Consider the following 17,511-nt stretch of genomic DNA (forward strand, 5'->3'; position numbering starts at 1 on the left):
CATGGACAAGGAACTGCTGGCAATGCTGGTCTGCCCGCTGTGCAAGGGCAAGCTGAAGTACAACCGTGAGGCCCTCGAGCTCGAGTGTCGTTTCGACGGCCTCGCCTATCCGATCCGCGACGGCATCCCGGTGATGCTGCCCGAGGAAGCGCGGGCCATGAGCGTCGACGAGACGCTGCACGACTCGCCGGGACGCACGGGGGAGGAGTGATGGGCCGCGCCGACTCCTTCATCGCGGTGATTCCCGCGCGTCATGCCTCCTCGCGCCTGCCCGGCAAGCCGCTGGCCGAGATCGCCGGCGAGCCCATGGTGGTGCACGTCTGGCGCCGCGCCGGCGAGAGTCGCGCCGCGCGGGTGGTGGTGGCCACCGACGATGAGCGTATCCGTGAGGCTCTCGTGCCGCTGGGCGCCGAGGTGGTGATGACGCGTGACGATCACCCCTCCGGGACCGACCGCCTGGCGGAGGTGGCCGAGCGCCTGGGGCTGGCCGACGACGCCGTGCTGGTCAATGTGCAGGGCGACGAGCCGCTGATCCCGCCGGTGCTGATCGACCAGGTCGCCGCGAGGCTGTTCGACGATCCCGAGGCCTCCATCGCCACCCTGGCCGAGCCGATCAGCGACGTCGAGACGCTCTTCAACCCCAATGCGGTCAAGGTTGTGCGCTCGCTCTCCGGGCGAGCGCTCTACTTCTCACGGGCACCCATCCCCTGGGATCGCGAGGCGTTTGCCCGGCGCCCCGAGCTGCTCGAGACCGATGCCTGGCTGCGCCACATCGGCCTCTACGCCTATCGGGTGGGCTTTCTCGCCGACTATCGCGACTGGCCACCGTCACCGCTGGAGCAGCTCGAGCAGCTCGAGCAGCTGCGCGCCCTGCACCACGGCCATGCCATCCAGGTCGCCCTGGCCCAGGTGCCGCATCCGGCCGGCGTCGATACCGAAGCGGACCTCGCGCGGGTGCGCGAGCTGCTCTCTGGCCATGACCAGCCGGGAGGCGCCTGATGCGTGTGCTTTTCGTCTGCCTGGGTAACATCTGTCGTTCGCCGACCGCGGAAGGGGTCTTCCGCGCCCATCTCGAGCAGGCCGGCCTGGCCTCGCGGGTCGAGGTCGACTCCTGCGGCATCGGGCCCTGGCACGTGGGCAAGGCGCCGGATGCCCGTGCCCGGGAGGCCGCCCTGCAACGCGGGATCGACCTGTCCGATCTCCGGGCGCGGCAACTCGCCGTCGAGGACTTCGAGCGCTTCGACTACGTGCTCGCCATGGACCACGACAACCTCGCCGCCATCGAGGCGCAGCGCCCCGCGTCGAGCGAGGCGGTCATCGCGCTGTTCCTCGCCTTCGCCGGCTGGCCCGAGCGCGCCGTGCCCGATCCCTACTTCGGCGACGAGGACGGTTTCGAGGCGGTGCTGGACCTGATCGAGGCGGCCTCCCGAGGGCTGCTGGCCGATATCGCCTCGCGCCTGGAGGCCGCGCCTTGAGCCTGGCGCTCCGCACCGATCACGCACTGACCGATGCCAATACGCTCGGGCTGCCCTGCGTTGCCGAGCGCCATGCGGCCCCGTCGACCCTGGCCGAGCTGCGCGAGGCGCTGGCCCTGGCAAAGCGCCACGACTGGCCGCTGACGGTGCTCGGCGGCGGCAGCAACCTCATCCTGCCCGAGCGACTCGAGGGGCTGGTGATCCAGCCGGCCATGAGCCAGTGGTGGCTCAAGGAGCAGGACGGTGCCGTGCTGGTGCATGCCGAGGCGGCGGTGGCGTGGCACGCGCTGGTGATGGCCCTGGCGCAACGAGGGCTCTGGGGCGCCGAGAATCTGGCGCTGATTCCCGGCCACTGCGGGGCGGCGCCGATCCAGAACATCGGCGCTTACGGGGTCGAGCTGAGTGATCTTCTCGAGGCGGTGCATCTGGTGCATCTCGACGACGGCCGCGAGACGGTGCTGTCGGCTGCCGACTGCGCCTTCGGCTATCGGGACAGCGTCTTCAAGGGCGCGCTGGCGGGCCGGGTGGTGATCACGCGGCTGGTGCTTCGCGTGTCGCGCATGCCGCGCCCACGGCTTGGCTATGGCGACCTGGCGAGCCGGCTCGATGCCGAGCCGACGGCGCTGGCGGTGGCCGAGGCGGTCTGCGCGATCCGGGGCGAGAAGCTTCCCGACCCGGCGACGCTCTGCAACGCCGGCAGCTTCTTCAAGAATCCGCTGGTCGACGGCGAACGCGCCCGCCGACTGCTGGCCGAGCATCCCGCCATGCCGAACTTTCCCCAGCCCGACGGACGCGTCAAGCTGGCGGCCGGCTGGCTGATCGATCGCTGTGGGCTGAAGGGCTGGCGCCAGGGCCACTTCGGCGTGCATGACCGCCAGGCCCTGGTGCTGGTGCACTTCGGGGGCGGCAGTGCCGACGAGCTGCTCGGCTTCGCCGGCGAGGTGGCCGCCCGGGTGCGGGAGCGCTTCGGCGTGCGCCTCGAGCGAGAGCCTCGGTGGGCTGGCGCCCAGGGGCAATAGGCGAGGCGCTCTTGGACTACGCATTGATGCCCTTGAGACGACCGCACCCCTAAACGACAACGCCCGCAGCCATGGCTGCGGGCGTTGTCGTTGGGGGCAGGGCAGGGATCAGCCCTGCTTGCCCTCCTGGGCCTTGGCCTCCTGCTCGCGGCGGCGGATCTCGCGCGGATCGTTATGCGCGCGACGACCCCGGCGGCGAGAGGCCTTGGCGGCGGGCTGCTCCGCCTTCTCATCGACCTTTTCGTCGGCCTTGGCCTTGGCGGCTTTCGGCTCGACCTTCTCCTCAGTCTTGGCCTCTGTCGGCTTTGGCTCGGGCTTCGCTTCGGCCTTCGCGTCAGTCTTGGCCTCGGCGGACTTAGGCTCGGGCTTCGCTTCGGCCTTCTCGTCGGCCTTGGCCTCGGCGGCTTTCGACTCGGCGGGCTTTGATTCGCCCGGCTGCTCTGCCTTTTCCTCGACCTTTGCGTCGGCCTTGGCTTCAGTCGGCTTCGCTTCGGCCTTCTCGTCGGCCTTGGCCTCGGCGGCTTTCGGCTCGGGCTTTCCTTCGGCTTTCGCCTCGGTCGGCTTCGGCTCAGGCTTCGCTTCGGCCTTCTCGTCAGCCTTGGCCTCGGCGGCTTTCGACTCGGCGGGCTTGGATTCGCCCGGCTGCTCTGCCTTTTCCTCGACCTTTGCGTCGGCCTTGGCTTCAGTCGGCTTCGCTTCGGCCTTCTTGTCGGTCTTGGCTTCGGTCGGCTTCGGCTCGGGCTTTGCGTCGACTTTCGCGTCGGCCTTGGCCTCGGTCGGCTGCTGCACGGCCTTGGTCTCGGCGGGCTGCTGCTCGGCCTTGGTCTCGGCGGGCTGCTGCTCGGCCTTGGCCTCGGCAGGCTGCTGCTCGGCCTTGGCCTCGGCAGGCTGCTGCTCGGCCTTGGCCTCGGCAGGCTGCTGCTCGGCCTTGGCCTCGGCAGGCTGCTGCTCGGCCTTGGCGTCGGCGGGCTGCTGCTCGGCCCTGGCCTCGGTCGGCTGCTGCTCGGCCTTGGCCTCGGTCGGCTGCTGATCGGCCTTGGCCTCGGTCGGCTTCTGCTCGGGCTTGGCCTTCTCGTCACCTTGGGCCGGTTGTTCGGCCTTGGCCTTCTCGTCACCTTGGGCCGGTTGTTCGGCCTTGGCCTCGGTCGCTATCGGTTCGACCTTGGGCGCCTCGGCGGCTTCGGCCTGCAGGCGCTGCTGCTCGGCTTCGGCCTTGGGGTTGATGGCGTGCTTGCGCGTGCGGCTGCGCGGATTATTGCGGGTCCGCTTCGGCTTGCCATCATCGACCGGCTCGCTGGCCGCCGGAGTGTCGGCGCGCTTCTCGCTCGGCTTGTCGGCTACCTTCTCGGCCGGCTTGTCGCTCGGCTTCTGGCGGCGCGCATCCTCGCGGGGCTTCTCCTCGCGGGCCTTGTCGTCACGCGGCTTGTCGTCACGACCCTTGGGCGCTTCCTGCTGGCGCGGTGCCTGGCGGTTATCGTCCTGGCGTCCGCGACCGCGGCCGCCACGGTTGCCGCGATTGTCGCGTCCCTCGTTGGCGGTGGACTTGCCCTCATCGCGCCCGCTCTCCTGGCGAGCGGCGCCGCGACGCTCGTCATTGCGCTGACGGCGCTGCCGGCCGCCGCGGCTGCCGCGATCGTCGTCACGGGCGGCGGGCTTGCGCGCCGTCTGGTCGCTGGCGGTGGACGACTCGCTGCTGCGCGCGGCCGGCTTCTTCTCCTGGGCGGCGGGCGCCTCGTCGCCGCCGAGCAGCTTGGCCAGCCCCTTGACCAGGCGTCCCAGGACGCCGCCCTCGGGCTCGGCGGCAGGGCGCGCAGTCGGCGCCTTGGCGGTCGGTGCCTTGGTGCTGGAGGCCTGGGGCGCGCTGGGCTTGCTAGCGGCCGGGGCCTTGGCGGCGGGTGCCGGGGCCTGGGCCTCTTCCTTCTGCAGGGAGGCGGGGGCCGGCTCGTGGTGGATCACCGTCTTGACGGCGGCCTCGGCGCGCTGTATCGGCTTGCCGAAGGCGGCTTCAGGCTCCTTGCCCACCTCGCTCTCGGTGGAGAGTTCGAAGCTGGAGAGGTTCGTGGCGCCCTCCTCGTCCACGTGGTCGTCGCGCAGGCGCTGCACGTCGTAGTGGGGCGTGTCCATGTCGGGATTGGGCAGCATCACCACGCGCACGTCCTGGCGACGCTCGATCTCGGCCAGTACGCTGCGCTTCTCGTTGAGCAGGTAGGTGGCCACCGGCACCGGCAGGATCGCGCGGATCTGGGCGCTGCGCTCCTTCATGGCCTCTTCCTCGATCAGGCGCATGATCGAGAGCGAGATGGAGCGCACGTCGCGGATGGTGCCCTGGCCGTCGCAGCGCGGGCAGACCACGCCGCTGGTCTCGCCGAGCGACGGGCGCAGGCGCTGGCGGGACATCTCCATCAGGCCGAAGCGCGAGATGCGGCCGATCTGTACCCGCGCGCGGTCGAGCTTCAGCGCGTCGCGCATGCGGTTCTCGACTTCACGCTGGTTGCGCGCCGGGCTCATGTCGATGAAGTCGATCACCACCAGGCCGCCGATGTCACGCAGGCGCAGCTGGCGGGCGATCTCGTCGGCCGCCTCGCTATTGGTCTGCAGGGCGGTCTCCTCGATGTCGCTGCCCCGGGTGGCGCGTGCCGAGTTGATGTCGATGGAGACCAGCGCTTCGGTGTGGTCGATGACGATGGAACCGCCGGAGGGCAGCTTGACCTCGCGCTCGTAGGCGGTCTCGATCTGCGACTCGATCTGGAAGCGCGAGAAGAGCGGGACCTCGTCGACGTAGAGCTTGATCTTCTGCTGGTAGGAGGGCATCACCTGGCGGATGAAGGCCAGCGCCTCCTGGTGGACCTCTTCGCTGTCGATCAGCACCTCGCCGATGTCCTGGCGCAGGTAGTCGCGCATGGCGCGGATGATGACGTTGGATTCGCGGTATATCAGGAAGGGCGCCGCGCGCTTGCCGGCCTCCTCGGTGATCGATTCCCACACCTGGACGAGGTAGTCGAGATCCCACTGCAGCTCCTCGGGGGAGCGGCCGATGCCGGCGGTGCGCACGATCATGCCCATCTTGTCGGGCACGGTCAGCTGGCCCATGGCCTCCTTGAGCTGGCTGCGCTCCTCGCCCTCGATGCGCCGAGAGATGCCGCCGGCCCGCGGGTTGTTGGGCATCAGCACCAGGAAACGGCCAGCCAGGCTGATGAAGGTGGTCAGCGCCGCCCCCTTGTTGCCGCGCTCCTCCTTGTCGACCTGAACGATGACTTCCTGACCTTCCTTGAGCACCTCCTTGATGCTGGGGCGCCCGGAGGGCTCCTTCAGGAAGTAGTCGCGGGAGACCTCCTTGAGGGGCAGGAAGCCGTGGCGGTCGGCACCGAAGTCGACGAAGGCGGCTTCGAGGGAGGGTTCGACGCGGGTGATCTTGCCGCGGTAGATATTGGCTTTCTTCTGCTCCCGGGCACCGGATTCGATGTCCAGATCGTAGAGGCGTTGTCCATCGACCAGCGCGACGCGCAGCTCTTCCGGCTGGGTCGCATTGATGAGCATCCGTTTCATGTCGTCTCACAAATATGGACGTGCCGGATGGTGGTCAACGACGGAGGCGAACCGCTGGCTGCAGCGTGCCTGTGCTCAGCGCATGTCGCGGATGCGGTATAGCGCCCGGCCGCCCCGGAGCATCCTTGCACGATGGATCCGACACGGCATGATCATGTTGAGTACGGGGCGGTGGCAGGACATGTCACGGTGGGACATCGCCCATCCGGTTCTGCGGTCACCGCCAACACCTGGCATTCATCGATTCGCCAACGCCGGCCTCCGGCACGTTGTTGTACGTATCCCTTGGTTTCCGATCTTGCCGCAGCGGGCGCGATCGGAGCCGGGCGTGGCGTAGTATCGTTTGCTTGTCGGCGGCGGGACCTCGGATTGGCGAGGATCTTCGCGGCCCGATCTTTTCGCCTCGGCCTGCGTGTCTGTCGTGCAGGCGCGCTATCGGGTCGTCACGACCCATTGAGGCGAGCTGGCAATATACCAGTTACGGGGGTGACCAGCAATTGGCGCAGGATGCTGCACACTGCGTTAGAATGCGCCTTTCGAGCGGGTTTTCAGTGGAGTGGCGGCATGGCCGAAGGGCGCGACGTACAGTGGGTGGAAGTGACCGAGGGTCAGGTCGGCCAGCGGGTCGACAACTTCCTGTTGACGCGCATGAAGGGGGCGCCGCGAGCGCTGATCTATCGCATCGTGCGCAAGGGCGAGGTGCGGGTGAACAAGAAGCGGGTCAAGGCGGATACCCGCCTGGCGCTGGGCGACCTGGTGCGCATCCCGCCGCTGCGCCTCACCCCCCGGGAGGCGGTGCGCGAGGTCAGCGATAACCTGCGTAACCTGCTGGCCGGCAGCGTGCTGGTCGAGGGGCGCGACTGGCTGGTGATCAACAAGCCCTCGGGGCTGGCCGTGCACGGCGGCAGCGGGGTCAAGATCGGCCTGATCGAGGCGCTGCGCCAGGTGCGCGAGGACCTCGACTTCCTGGAGCTGGTGCACCGCCTGGATCGTGACACCTCCGGCTGCCTGCTGCTGGCCAAGTCGCGCCCGGCGCTGCTGGCGCTCAACGAGTCGCTCAAGCAGCACCACATGGACAAGCAGTACCTGGCCCTGGTGGCCGGTCGCTGGCCGGCGCGTCGCGACTTCGTCAGTGCCCGGCTTGATCGCTTCGAGCTGGGCAACGGCGAGCGGCGGGTGCGGGTGGACACGGCCGGCAAGGTGGCCCGCACCCGCTTCGCGGTGCGCGAGACCTTCGACAAGGTGACCCTGATCGAGGCCGAGCCGGTCACCGGGCGGACGCACCAGATTCGCGTGCACGCTGCCCACGCCGGGCATCCGCTGCTCGGCGACGACAAGTACGGCAGCCGCGAGAGCCAGCGCCTGGCGGCGGGGCTCGGCGTCTCGCGGCTCTTCCTGCATGCCGCCTCGCTGACCTTTCCCGAACCCACCAGCGGCCGCCCCGTGCAGATCAAGGCGCCGCTACCCGACGATCTCGAGGCGGCGCTTTCCCGGGCGCGCCACTCTCGCTGACAGGAGACTCCATGCGCTATCGACTGGCCATCTTCGACTGGGATGGCACCCTGATGGACTCCATCGCCCGCATCGTCTCCTGCATGCAGGCGGCCTCCCGCGATGCCGGCTGGGGCGAGCTCGAGGCGGAGGCGGTGCGCAACATCATCGGTCTCGGCCTGCCCGAGGCCATCGCCACGCTCTGTCCCGGCATCGACGCCGAGCGGGCCGAGCTGCTCAGGGCCCGCTACGCCTACTACTTCGTCGAGGGAGACGTCACGCCGATGCTCTTCTATCCCGGGGTCGAGGCAGGGCTCGCCCGGCTGCGCGGACGGGAAGGCCAGCAGCTGGCCGTGGCCACCGGCAAGAGCCGTCGCGGCCTGGATCGCATCTTCCGCGAGAGCGGCAGCGGTCACTGGTTCCACGCCAGCCGTACCGCCGACGAGACCCTCTCCAAGCCGCATCCGCGCATGCTCGAGGAACTCCTCGCCGAGCTCGGCGTCGATGTCGGCGAGGCGGTGATGATCGGGGATACGGAATACGACCTGGAGATGGCCAGGACGCTGGGCATGGATCGCATCGCGGTGACCTGGGGGGTGCATGCCCCGGACCGGCTGGCGGTCAGCCGCCCGGTGCTCACCGCCGAGACGGTGCCCGAACTCTTCGACTGGCTGCACGGCTAGGGCCTTGATGTCCAGGTCCGCCCCGGCGCGCCCGTCTAGAATCAGCCCGTTCACGACCCGCCTGCTAACCACCAGCCCATCAGGGAAAGGATTGCCATGAGTGACGACGACAAGCGGGATGATCGCTGGACGACGGGCCCGGAGCTGACGCCTGAGCAGGCGCGCCAGGCGCGTCAGCAGGCGCCGGCCGATGCCGCGCCGCCCGGCGACGAGGATGTCGACACGCTGCGCGAACGCCAGCGTCTGGCTCAGCTCGAGATGATGGACCGCTGGATCGACGGCGTGCTTACCGAGCAGCGCCGCTCGCGGCGCTGGAAGCTGTTCTTTCGCTTCTTCTTCGCGCTGCTGATCCTGGCCTCGCTCTCCACCACCTTCTATGGGCTCTTCGTGGCGCCGGGGGTGTCGGCACCCGCCGAGCGGCACCTGGGGGTCGTCGAGGTCAAGGGGGTGATCGACAGCGAGTCGCCGGCCAGCGCCCAGCGCGTCATCGAGGGGCTCGAGCGGGCCTGGAAGGCCGATCAGGCCGAGGCGGTGGTGCTGCACGTCAACAGTCCCGGCGGCAGCCCGGTGCAGTCCCAGCGCATCTTCGATGCGGTGATGCGGCTGCGCGAGGAGGGCGACAAGCCGATCATCGCGGTGGTCGAGGACATCGGGGCCAGCGGCGCCTACTACGTGGCGGCGGCGGCCGACGAGATCGTCGCCGCGCCGGCGAGCCTGGTGGGCTCGATCGGGGTGATCCATGCGGGCTTCGGCTTCGAGGAGGCCATCGAGCGCCTCGGGGTGGAGCGGCGCGTCTTCACCGCCGGGGAGAACAAGGCCTTCCTCGATCCCTTCTCCGATATCTCCCGCTCCCAGCGTCAGTTCTGGCAGCAGGTGCTGGCCACCACCCACCGGCAGTTCATCGACGACGTCCGCGAGGGTCGCGGTGAGCGCCTGGCCGATGACGAGCGGCTCTTCAGCGGGCTGATCTGGACCGGCGAGCAGGCTAAGTCGCTGGGCCTGGTGGATGAGCTTGGCAGCCTGGATACCCTGGCGCGCCGCTTCGAGGGGGCGCGGCTGCAGGACTACACGCCGCGCCTGGACCCTTTCGAGCGGATCTCCCGACAGTTCGGCCGAGTCGCCGCCGAGTGGCTGGGCCTCCCGCAGGCCGCGGCGCCGGTGCGCTACCAGCTGCCGTAAGCGGCGTGCGACTTCCCGTGCCGGCGGGGCGGTGCTTCCGCCGGTCGCGGGGTGCCTTTGCCGATCGCGGGGCGCTGTTGCCGATCTAGGCCAGCGGGTCGAGTCCGGCCTCGCGCAGCATCGCGCAGAGCCGGATCAGCGGCAGGCCGATCAGGGTGTTGGGGTCGTCGCCCTCGAGACGCTCGAACAGCGTGATGCCCAGCCCCTCCATGCGAAAGCTGCCGGCACTGTCCAGCGGCTGCTCCCGGGCGACGTAGGTCGCGATCTCTCGCTCGTCGAGTCGCCGAAACACTACCTCATACGTCTCGTGACAGACGCGATGCATGCCGCGACCGGTGTCGATCAGCGCCAGGCCGGTGAGAAAGCGCACGCGCCGGCCGGAGAAGCGCGCCAGTTGGGCGCGGGCCGCGGCCTCGTCGCCGGGCTTGCCGAGGATCTCGCCCTCGAACAGCGCCACCTGGTCGGAGCCGACGATCAGGTGGTCGGGGTGCGTCTCCGCCACCCGCTCGGCCTTGGCCAGCGCCAGGCGGTGTACCAGCGATTCGGGCGCCTCTCCCGGGCGTGGCGTCTCGTCGATGTCGGGGCTCTCCCAGGCGTAGGGGATGGCGAGGCGGTCGAGCAGCTGGCGGCGCCAGCGAGAGCCCGAGGCAAGGACCAGGCGGGGCATGAAGGCTTCCTCTGCGGTGGGGCGAATGAGCAGAATGCGCGATGTCGTCGAGCGCGCCACTCGGCCATGGTAACCCAAGGCGAGGGTGGCTTTGACAGGGGGAGGGGGAGTGCCTATCATTGCGCGCCTATGTTGACCTCAAGACTCCCCGGCAGGGTCGAGCCCTATAAGCTCGCGGCCCGTGCCGAACACCTGGAAGGCCTGGTGGCGCTCGCCGAGCTGGCCCGACTCGAAGACGAAGTCGGCGCCCAGTCCGGTGACGGTCAGGTGTGGCTGGATTTTGCCATCGACTCCCAGGGTCGCCGGGAGATTCGCGGCCACCTGGAAGCCGAGCTGCAGATTCCGTGCCGCCGCTGTCTCCAGCCCATGGCGCAGCGCGTCGAGAGCGATTTCCGGCTGGGGATGGTCACCAGCGACTCTCTGGCCGCCGAGCTGCCGAGCACCCATGAACCGGTGCTGGTGGAAAACGAACAGCTGAACCTGATGGCGGTGGTCGAGGATGAGATCATCCTCAGTCTGCCCCAGGTGGTTTACCACGACGAGGCCGAGTGTCCGGTCTCGCGCGACCAGCTGACCAGCGGGGAGGCGACCGACGCGTCGGCCGACGCCCCGGCAAACCCTTTCGATGTGCTGCGGCAGATCAAGGGCAAACTCTGATACACCCTCGTTTCACTCTGGAGTGACAACCCATGGCAGTTCAACAGAACCGCAAGACCCGTTCCAAGCGCGGCATGCGCCGTAGCCACGACGCCCTGACCTCCGCGGCCCTGTCCCAGGACAAGGAAACCGGTACCACCCACCTGCGTCACCACGTGGCGCCGGACGGCTTCTACCGCGGTCGCAAGGTCGTCGAGGTCTAAGACGACGGCGACGCGAGTGGTAGTGGCTGGCCGCTGACGTGCGGATCGCCATCGACGCGATGGGCGGGGACCTCGGTCCCCGCCCGGTCGTGATGGGGTCTGCCCAGGCGGTCAGCGCCGACCCGGATCTCGAGCTCCAGCTGTTCGGCCCCGCCGAGCGGCTCAGCGACGAAATCTCCCGCCTGCCGCGGCAGTTTGCCGCGGCGGCGGCGCGTCTGCAGGTCAGCGATGCGCCCGGCGTGATCCGCCAGGCGCAGCGACCCAGCGAGGCGCTGCGCCACGGGGCCGGCACCAGCATGGCCAGGATGCTCGACAGCATCGCCACCGGTGACGCCGTGGCCGGAGTCAGCGCCGGCAATACCGGCGCCCTGATGGCCCTGTCGCGGCGTGCCCTGGGCACGGTGGCGGGTATCCCGAGGCCGGCGATCAGCACCGCCATCCCGACCCGTGATCGGCGGCGCTGTTATCTGCTCGATCTGGGGGCCAATGTCGAGGCGAGCGCGGCGCGCCTGGTTGACTTCGCCCTGATGGGCGAGGTCATGGCGCGCCACGTGGACGGCCTGGCCGCCCCGCGGGTGGCGCTGCTCAACGTCGGCGTCGAGGGTACCAAGGGTACCGCCAGCGTGCGCGAGGCCGATGCCTGGCTGCGGCAATATCCCGGCATCAGCTACCTCGGCTACGTCGAGGGCGACGGGGTCTTCAGCGGCGCCGCCGACGTGGTGGTCTGCGACGGCTTCGTCGGCAACGCGGTGCTCAAGGCCAGCGAAGGCCTGGCGCGATTGCTGGTGGAGCGCGTGCAGGCGACCTTCGAGGCTCACTGGAGCAGTCGGCTGGTGGGGCTGCTGGCCCGGCCGGCGCTGCGGCGCCTCAGGGGCGAGCTCGACCCCGTTCGCTACAATGGGGCCAGCCTGCTGGGGCTCGCCGGGATCGTGATCAAGAGTCATGGCGGCGCCGATGCCATGGGCTTTCGCTTCGCGGTACAGCGCGCGGCCAACGAAGTCAGTCACGACCTGCCGAGTCGGCTGGCCGCTGAACTGGATCATCGACGGTCCTCTGTCGATTCGGCCGCCGTCGGTCGAGTCGAGAGCGGATCCGGTCCCGAGGGGCCGATCCTGCCGGGTGCGACCGGCAACGACGACAGTCAACAAGCGCAAAGGTGATCGACATGACACAATCCCTTGCCCTCATCTTTCCCGGGCAGGGCTCGCAGCAGATCGGCATGCTGCGCGAGCTGGCGGAGCGCTACAGCGTGGTGCGCACCACCTTCGAGGAGGCCTCCGACGCCCTGGGGTACGACCTCTGGCAGGTGGTTCAGGAAGGCCCGGCCGAGGCGCTCAACGCAACGGCCTGCACCCAGCCGGCGCTGCTCACGGCCAGCGTCTCGATCTGGCGCGTCTGGCAGGAGCTGGAAGGGCCGAGGCCCTCGGCCATGGCCGGTCACAGCCTGGGCGAGTACAGTGCCCTGGTGTGTGCCGGTGCCCTGACCTTCGCCGAGGGCGTGCGGCTGGTGAAGCTGCGCGGCGAGGCGATGCAGGCGGCGGTCCCGGTGGGTGAGGGCGCCATGGCGGCGATCCTCGGCCTGGACGACGCTGCCGTCGAGCAGGCCTGCGCCCGCGCCGCGGACGGCGACGTGGTTGCCGCGGTCAACTACAATGCCCCCGGTCAGGTGGTGATCGCCGGCAGCAAGGCGGCGGTCGAGCGTGCCATCGTGGCCTGTCAGGAGGCCGGGGCGAAGCGCGCCATGCCGCTGCCCGTGTCGGTACCCTCCCACTGTGACCTGATGCGTCCGGCCGCCGAGCGGCTGGCCGCGGCCATGGAGGAGATCGAGCTGCGCTCGCCGCGCTACACGGTCTATCAGAACGTGGATGCCCAGGCGCATGCCGACGTGGAGACCCTGCGCACCCGACTGATCGAGCAGCTCTATCAGCCGGTACGCTGGACCTCCTGCATCGAGGCCATGACTAGCAAGGGCGCCGAAGTGCTCATCGAGTGCGGGCCCGGCAAGGTGCTCACCGGCCTCAACAAGCGCATTGCACGGGGCAGCAAGGGGCTGGCGGTCAATGATCCGGACAGCCTCTCCGCGGCCCTCGAACTGGCCAGGGAAGCCGCCGGCCAGTCGCCGTCGGCCAATGGCTGATCCATCTTCAGGACGTAGACGGAAGAGACCATGACAACCGAGCGTAGAGTCGCCCTGATCACCGGGGCCAGTCGCGGCATCGGCCGCGCCACCGCCCACGAGCTGGGGCGCCAGGGTCGCATCGTGATCGGCACCGCCACCAGCGATGCCGGCGCCGAGCGGATCGATGCGGATCTCGCCGCGGCGGGCATCGAAGGGGGCGGCCGCAAGCTGGACGTCACCGACCAGGCCAGCGTCGATGCACTGATCAAGGCGATCACCGATGAGTTCGGTGCGCCCACCATCCTGGTCAACAACGCCGGCATTACCCGCGATAACCTGCTGATGCGCATGAAGGAGGACGAGTGGGATTCGGTGATCGACACCAATCTCAAGTCCGTCTATCGCGTCAGCAAGGCGTGCCTGCGCGGCATGACCCGGGCGCGCTTCGGACGTATCGTCTCGATTAGCTCGGTGGTGGCCACCATGGGCAACTTGGGGCAGACCAACTATGCTGCCGCCAAGGCCGGCATGGAGGGCTTCACCCGGGCGTTGGCTCGTGAGGTCGCCTCGCGCGCCATCACCGTCAATGCGGTGGCACCCGGCTTCATCGCCACCGACATGACCGAGGCGCTGCCCGAAGAGCAGCACAAGATGCTGCTCGGCCAGATTCCCCTTTCTCGGCTCGGTGATCCCGAGGAGATCGCGGCGGCGGTGGGCTTCCTGACCGGCGAGACGTCGGGCTATATCACCGGCGAGACCCTGCATGTCAACGGCGGCATGAACATGCGTTGAGGCCATCGGTGGGAGGCGGTTGCGCCGACCCCGGGGCGTCTATAAACTACGCCGCAGCTTCCGGCTAGCGGATCTGGATCTTTAACGGCTGGTTTCCGAACGGCCAATGTGAACGACTGGAGTAGTCATAATGAGCACCATCGAAGAGCGCGTTAAGAAGGTTGTGGCTGAGCGTCTGAACGTCAAGGAAGAAGACATCCAGAACTCCTCTTCCTTCACCGAGGACCTCGGCGCGGATTCCCTGGACACCGTCGAGCTGGTGATGGCGCTCGAAGAAGAATTCGACACCGAGATTCCCGACGAGGAAGCCGAGAAGATCACCACCGTTCAGGAAGCCATCGACTACGTTAACGCCCACCAGTAAGGTGGCGGTCGATACCGCTTCTTGAAGCGTCCGGGGCCGTGCCCCGAGGAGAGCCGTCCTGCCGTGGCAGGACGGCTCTCGTGCTATGCGCGTCGGGAACTTGCCGAGCCCGCACAGGTCGGGGAGACTCGGGTATAATGCGCGCAATGACGATCCCGCGATGGGGTCGTGTCACCAAGGTTGTCTGGAGGAAAGCTGATGGCTCGTAGAAGGGTTGTGGTGACCGGGCTCGGTCTGGTCACGCCGGTGGGAAATACCGTCAAGGAGAGCTGGGCCAATATCCTGGCCGGCAAGAGCGGTGTCGCCCCCATCGAACACTTCGATGTCAGCGCCTTCAATACGCGCTTTGGCGGGTCGGTGAAGGACTTCGACATCAGTCCTTATCTCAATCCCAAGGACGCCCGCAAGATGGACCTGTTCATCCAGTACGGGATGGCGGCGGGCGGCCAGGCGATCGCCGATGCGGGAATCGAGTGCACCGAAGAGAACGCCGATCGTATCGGCGTGGCGATCGGCTCGGGCATCGGCGGCCTGCCGATGATCGAGAACAACCACAATGCCCTCAACAAGGGCGGGGCGCGCCGGATCTCGCCGTTCTTCGTGCCGGGCTCGATCATCAACATGATCTCCGGCAACCTGGCGATCCAGCACGGCTTCCGCGGCCCCAACATCGCGATTACCACCGCCTGCACGACCGGTACGCACAACATCGGCTATAGCGCCCGCACCATCGCCTATGGCGACGCCGACGTGATGGTCTGTGGCGGCGCCGAGATGGCGACCACCCCGCTGGGCCTCGGCGGCTTCTCGGCGGCCCGCGCGCTGTCCACCCGCAACGACGATCCCGAGGCGGCGAGCCGCCCCTGGGACCGGGACCGCGACGGCTTCGTGCTCTCCGATGGCGCCGGGGTGATCGTGCTCGAGGAGTACGAGCAGGCGAAGGCCCGCGGGGCGACCATCTACGCCGAGCTCACCGGCTTCGGCATGAGCGACGACGCCTACCACATGACGGCGCCGCCGGAAGACGGCCGCGGGGCGGCTCGTGCCATGAGCAATGCCATCAAGGATGCCGGCATCGATCCCTCCGCCGTCGACTACATCAACGCCCACGGCACCTCAACCGCGGCCGGCGACCTGGCCGAGAGCCGGGCCGTCGAGAAGGTGATGGGCGACACCGCCCAGTCGGTGGCGGTGAGCTCCACCAAGTCGATGATCGGTCACCTGCTGGGTGCGGCCGGCGCCGTGGAGGCGGTGTTCAGCATCCTGGCGATCCGCGATCAGGTCGCGCCGCCGACGATCAACCTGGACAACCCCCAGGAAGGCTGCCGTCTCGACTACGTGCCGCACACCGCGCGCGAGATGAAGATCGATGTCAGCCTGTCGAACTCCTTCGGTTTCGGCGGCACCAACGGCACGCTGATCTTCAGCAAGGTGTGAGCCCGGGGGAGGCGTCGTGATAGCAGAGGCGGCGAACAGCGACTGGCCGCTGGAGGATCGCGGCGTCGCCTACGGAGATGGTCTCTTCGAGACCGTCCTCGTGCGTGACGGCACCCCGCTGCTGTGGGAGCAGCACCTGGCGCGCCTCGCTCGAGGCTGTCGGGTGCTGAGGATTCCGCTTCCTGCTCGGGAGCATCTGGAAGCGCCACTGGTCGAGGCCGGCGAGGGGCTCTCGGTGCTCAAGCTGATCCTGACCCGCGGCAGCGGCGGGCGCGGCTATGCGCCCCCTGACACGCCCGCCCCCCAGCTGCGCTGGCGGCTCGGCCCGTTCGTTCCCAGTGCTGAGCGCTGGCGAGAGGGCGTGCGGGTGCGCCACTGCCGGCTGCGGCTCGGCACCCAGCCCCTGCTCGCCGGCCTCAAGCACCTCAATCGCCTCGAGAACGTCCTGGCTCGCGCTGAGTGGTCGGACGCCGACACGGCCGAAGGCCTGGTCTGCGACAGTGAGGGACGGCTGGTGGAGGCCACCTGCATGAACCTCTTCTGGCAGCGCGACGGCGTCCTCGAGACCCCTCGGCTCGACCGCTGCGGCGTGGCCGGCACCCTGCGCGCGGCGCTGCTCGAGCGAGCGCCGATCCGGGAGGTCGAGGCCTTCCCCGCGGTGCTGGATGAGGTCGAGGCGCTATGGCTCGGTAACTCGCTGCAGGGGCTCTGGCCGGTGGCGAGGCTCGACGATCCCGAGGGCAACCCCCTGCGCCACTGGAGCGTTGGGCCGCTCCATCGTCCCCTGCAGGCCCTGGCACATGAGGCGCTGGGCCACCCCGCTTTTACCCAATGAACGAATGAGTCGTGATGACGGAACGAGGACACGCATGCTGCGTCTGCTGAAGATCCTGCTGGTGCTGGCCGTGCTGGCGGGCCTGGCGCTGTTCGCCGGCCACCGCTACTGGCAGTCGCGCCTCGAGGCACCGATCGCCCTCGAGACGCCGACGCTCTACGAGGTGCCGGCCGGCGCCGGCTACCATCGCGTGGTCGGCGAGCTGGCCGAGCGCGGCATCCTCGAGGAGGTCTGGGCCTTTCGCCTGCTGGCGCGCCTGGAGCCCGAGAGCCTGCCCGACCTGCGCCCCGGCGAGTATCGCCTCGAGCCCGGGATGAGCGGCCGCGAGCTGCTGGCGCTGCTGGGCAGCCACGAGGTAGTCACCTATTCGCTGACCATCCCCGAGGGGTGGACCTTCGCCCAGATGCGCGAGGCCCTCGACGAGGCGCCCAAGCTCGAGCACCGCACCCAGGAGCTTGATGACGCCGAGGTGATGGCGCTGCTCGACCGGGAGGAGCGCCACCCCGAGGGCTGGTTCTTCCCGGATACCTACCGCTATCACAAGGGGCTCAGCGACCTGGAGATCCTGCGCCAGGCCCTCGAGCGCATGGAGAGTACCCTTGAGAGCGTCTGGGAAGGGCGCGACGAGGACCTGCCGCTGGAGACTGCCTACCAGGCGCTGATCATGGCCTCGCTGATCGAGCGCGAGACCGGCGCGCCCGAGGAGCGGCCCGAGATCGCCGGCGTCTTCAAGCGCCGCCTGGAGCGCGGCATGCGCCTGCAGACCGACCCCACCGTGATCTACGGCATGGGCGAGCGCTACGAAGGCAACATCACCCGGGCCGACCTGCGCGAGCCGACGCCCTACAATACCTATGTGATCGACGGGCTGCCGCCGACGCCGATCGCCCTGCCGGGGCGCGCCGCCCTGGAGGCCGCGGTGCAGCCGGCCGAGGGCAAGACGCTCTACTTCGTCGCCCGCGGCGACGGCACCCACCACTTCTCGCGCACCCTGCGCGAGCACAACAACGCGGTGAACCGGTATATACGCAATCGCTGACCATG

Annotated in this window: 18 protein-coding genes; 16 read left to right on the plus strand and 2 right to left on the minus strand. The window is 68.9% G+C overall.

Going from position 1 to position 17,511, the window contains the following annotated elements; all coding sequences use genetic code 11:
• The first annotated feature begins 1 nt into the window (after nucleotide 1).
• From ABE957_RS02935 to murB, 4 genes are read left to right on the plus strand one after another with little or no spacing between them, the layout of a single operon-like run.
• Nucleotides 2-211, plus strand: coding sequence for a Trm112 family protein (locus ABE957_RS02935; RefSeq protein WP_349757175.1), 210 nt, complete (start codon nucleotides 2-4; stop codon nucleotides 209-211).
• Entirely contained in the window at nucleotides 211-999 is a 789-nt protein-coding gene (gene kdsB, locus ABE957_RS02940) for a 3-deoxy-manno-octulosonate cytidylyltransferase (protein ID WP_349757176.1), read from the plus strand. Before ABE957_RS02935 ends, kdsB begins: the two co-directional genes overlap by 1 nt.
• The gene (locus ABE957_RS02945; RefSeq protein WP_349757177.1) at nucleotides 999-1,475 is read left to right on the plus strand and encodes a low molecular weight protein-tyrosine-phosphatase; all 477 of its coding nucleotides are present in this window, start codon (nucleotides 999-1,001) and stop codon (nucleotides 1,473-1,475) included. Before kdsB ends, ABE957_RS02945 begins: the two co-directional genes overlap by 1 nt.
• Nucleotides 1,472-2,494, plus strand: coding sequence for a UDP-N-acetylmuramate dehydrogenase (gene murB / locus ABE957_RS02950; RefSeq protein WP_349757178.1), 1,023 nt, complete (start codon nucleotides 1,472-1,474; stop codon nucleotides 2,492-2,494). The genes ABE957_RS02945 and murB overlap by 4 nt, the downstream gene beginning before the upstream one ends.
• Nucleotides 2,495-2,602: 108 nt before the next feature.
• Here the strand turns inward: murB and rne are convergent, their stop codons facing one another.
• A complete protein-coding gene (rne, locus tag ABE957_RS02955; RefSeq protein WP_349757179.1) occupies nucleotides 2,603-6,040 on the minus strand; it encodes a ribonuclease E in 3,438 nt (1,145 codons plus the stop codon).
• 564 nt (nucleotides 6,041-6,604) lie between these two features.
• On the opposite strand from rne, the gene ABE957_RS02960 reads away from it, so the two are divergent.
• The 3 genes from ABE957_RS02960 to sppA all read left to right on the plus strand — a co-directional run bounded on the left by ABE957_RS02960 (nucleotide 6,605) and on the right by sppA (nucleotide 9,393).
• Complete coding sequence (locus tag ABE957_RS02960) at nucleotides 6,605-7,552, plus strand: RluA family pseudouridine synthase (protein ID WP_349757180.1); 948 nt, start codon at nucleotides 6,605-6,607, stop codon at nucleotides 7,550-7,552.
• 11 nt (nucleotides 7,553-7,563) lie between these two features.
• Nucleotides 7,564-8,214, plus strand: a complete 651-nt coding sequence (locus tag ABE957_RS02965; protein WP_349757181.1) for an HAD-IA family hydrolase — start codon at nucleotides 7,564-7,566, stop codon at nucleotides 8,212-8,214.
• Between the two features lie 96 nt (nucleotides 8,215-8,310).
• The gene (gene sppA, locus ABE957_RS02970; protein ID WP_349757182.1) at nucleotides 8,311-9,393 is read left to right on the plus strand and encodes a signal peptide peptidase SppA; all 1,083 of its coding nucleotides are present in this window, start codon (nucleotides 8,311-8,313) and stop codon (nucleotides 9,391-9,393) included.
• An 85-nt stretch (nucleotides 9,394-9,478) separates the two neighbouring features.
• Here sppA and ABE957_RS02975 read toward each other — a convergent pair whose 3' ends face one another.
• The gene (locus ABE957_RS02975; protein ID WP_349757183.1) at nucleotides 9,479-10,060 is read right to left on the minus strand and encodes a Maf family protein; all 582 of its coding nucleotides are present in this window, start codon (nucleotides 10,058-10,060) and stop codon (nucleotides 9,479-9,481) included.
• A gap of 129 nt (nucleotides 10,061-10,189) precedes the next feature.
• On the opposite strand from ABE957_RS02975, the gene ABE957_RS02980 reads away from it, so the two are divergent.
• The 9 genes from ABE957_RS02980 to mltG all read left to right on the plus strand — a co-directional run bounded on the left by ABE957_RS02980 (nucleotide 10,190) and on the right by mltG (nucleotide 17,506).
• Entirely contained in the window at nucleotides 10,190-10,717 is a 528-nt protein-coding gene (locus tag ABE957_RS02980) for a YceD family protein (protein ID WP_349757184.1), read from the plus strand.
• 32 nt (nucleotides 10,718-10,749) lie between these two features.
• Complete coding sequence (rpmF, locus tag ABE957_RS02985) at nucleotides 10,750-10,920, plus strand: 50S ribosomal protein L32 (protein ID WP_089846176.1); 171 nt, start codon at nucleotides 10,750-10,752, stop codon at nucleotides 10,918-10,920.
• 38 nt (nucleotides 10,921-10,958) lie between these two features.
• Complete coding sequence (gene plsX, locus ABE957_RS02990) at nucleotides 10,959-12,080, plus strand: phosphate acyltransferase PlsX (protein ID WP_349757185.1); 1,122 nt, start codon at nucleotides 10,959-10,961, stop codon at nucleotides 12,078-12,080.
• Between the two features lie 5 nt (nucleotides 12,081-12,085).
• Nucleotides 12,086-13,057 (plus strand): ACP S-malonyltransferase, encoded by a 972-nt coding sequence (fabD, locus tag ABE957_RS02995; RefSeq protein WP_349757186.1) that lies wholly within the window; start codon nucleotides 12,086-12,088, stop codon nucleotides 13,055-13,057.
• Nucleotides 13,058-13,087: 30 nt separating this feature from the next.
• Nucleotides 13,088-13,831 carry a 3-oxoacyl-ACP reductase FabG gene (gene fabG / locus ABE957_RS03000; protein ID WP_349757187.1) on the plus strand — a complete coding sequence of 248 codons (744 nt, stop codon included), beginning with the start codon at nucleotides 13,088-13,090 and terminating at the stop codon, nucleotides 13,829-13,831.
• A 130-nt stretch (nucleotides 13,832-13,961) separates the two neighbouring features.
• Nucleotides 13,962-14,195, plus strand: coding sequence for an acyl carrier protein (acpP, locus tag ABE957_RS03005; protein ID WP_008956801.1), 234 nt, complete (start codon nucleotides 13,962-13,964; stop codon nucleotides 14,193-14,195).
• A gap of 198 nt (nucleotides 14,196-14,393) precedes the next feature.
• Nucleotides 14,394-15,632 carry a beta-ketoacyl-ACP synthase II gene (fabF, locus tag ABE957_RS03010; RefSeq protein WP_349757188.1) on the plus strand — a complete coding sequence of 413 codons (1,239 nt, stop codon included), beginning with the start codon at nucleotides 14,394-14,396 and terminating at the stop codon, nucleotides 15,630-15,632.
• A gap of 19 nt (nucleotides 15,633-15,651) precedes the next feature.
• On the plus strand, nucleotides 15,652-16,467 hold the full coding sequence (gene pabC, locus ABE957_RS03015) for an aminodeoxychorismate lyase (protein ID WP_432765392.1): 816 nt from the start codon (nucleotides 15,652-15,654) through the stop codon (nucleotides 16,465-16,467).
• 34 nt (nucleotides 16,468-16,501) lie between these two features.
• A complete protein-coding gene (gene mltG, locus ABE957_RS03020) occupies nucleotides 16,502-17,506 on the plus strand; it encodes an endolytic transglycosylase MltG (protein WP_349757190.1) in 1,005 nt (334 codons plus the stop codon).
• Nucleotides 17,507-17,511 lie beyond the last annotated feature (5 nt).

Origin of the sequence: Halomonas pelophila (assembly GCF_040196315.1) — a bacterium.
Classification (GTDB): Bacteria; Pseudomonadota; Gammaproteobacteria; order Pseudomonadales; family Halomonadaceae; genus Halomonas; species Halomonas pelophila.

Excerpts from the sequence above, each read along its gene's own strand:
- fabF (WP_349757188.1), top strand. The coding sequence starts at position 14,394 with ATGGCTCGTAGAAGGGTTGTGGTGACCGGGCTCGGTCTGGTCACGCCG.
- ABE957_RS02965 (WP_349757181.1), top strand. The coding sequence starts at position 7,564 with ATGCGCTATCGACTGGCCATCTTCGACTGGGATGGCACCCTGATGGAC.
- fabG (WP_349757187.1), top strand. The coding sequence starts at position 13,088 with ATGACAACCGAGCGTAGAGTCGCCCTGATCACCGGGGCCAGTCGCGGC.
- ABE957_RS02980 (WP_349757184.1), top strand. The coding sequence starts at position 10,190 with ATGTTGACCTCAAGACTCCCCGGCAGGGTCGAGCCCTATAAGCTCGCG.
- rpmF (WP_089846176.1), top strand. The coding sequence starts at position 10,750 with ATGGCAGTTCAACAGAACCGCAAGACCCGTTCCAAGCGCGGCATGCGC.
- ABE957_RS02975 (WP_349757183.1), bottom strand. The coding sequence starts at position 10,060 with ATGCCCCGCCTGGTCCTTGCCTCGGGCTCTCGCTGGCGCCGCCAGCTG.
- mltG (WP_349757190.1), top strand. The coding sequence starts at position 16,502 with ATGCTGCGTCTGCTGAAGATCCTGCTGGTGCTGGCCGTGCTGGCGGGC.
- sppA (WP_349757182.1), top strand. The coding sequence starts at position 8,311 with ATGAGTGACGACGACAAGCGGGATGATCGCTGGACGACGGGCCCGGAG.
- rne (WP_349757179.1), bottom strand. The coding sequence starts at position 6,040 with ATGAAACGGATGCTCATCAATGCGACCCAGCCGGAAGAGCTGCGCGTC.
- acpP (WP_008956801.1), top strand. The coding sequence starts at position 13,962 with ATGAGCACCATCGAAGAGCGCGTTAAGAAGGTTGTGGCTGAGCGTCTG.
- kdsB (WP_349757176.1), top strand. The coding sequence starts at position 211 with ATGGGCCGCGCCGACTCCTTCATCGCGGTGATTCCCGCGCGTCATGCC.
- ABE957_RS02945 (WP_349757177.1), top strand. The coding sequence starts at position 999 with ATGCGTGTGCTTTTCGTCTGCCTGGGTAACATCTGTCGTTCGCCGACC.
- ABE957_RS02960 (WP_349757180.1), top strand. The coding sequence starts at position 6,605 with ATGGCCGAAGGGCGCGACGTACAGTGGGTGGAAGTGACCGAGGGTCAG.
- ABE957_RS02935 (WP_349757175.1), top strand. The coding sequence starts at position 2 with ATGGACAAGGAACTGCTGGCAATGCTGGTCTGCCCGCTGTGCAAGGGC.
- fabD (WP_349757186.1), top strand. The coding sequence starts at position 12,086 with ATGACACAATCCCTTGCCCTCATCTTTCCCGGGCAGGGCTCGCAGCAG.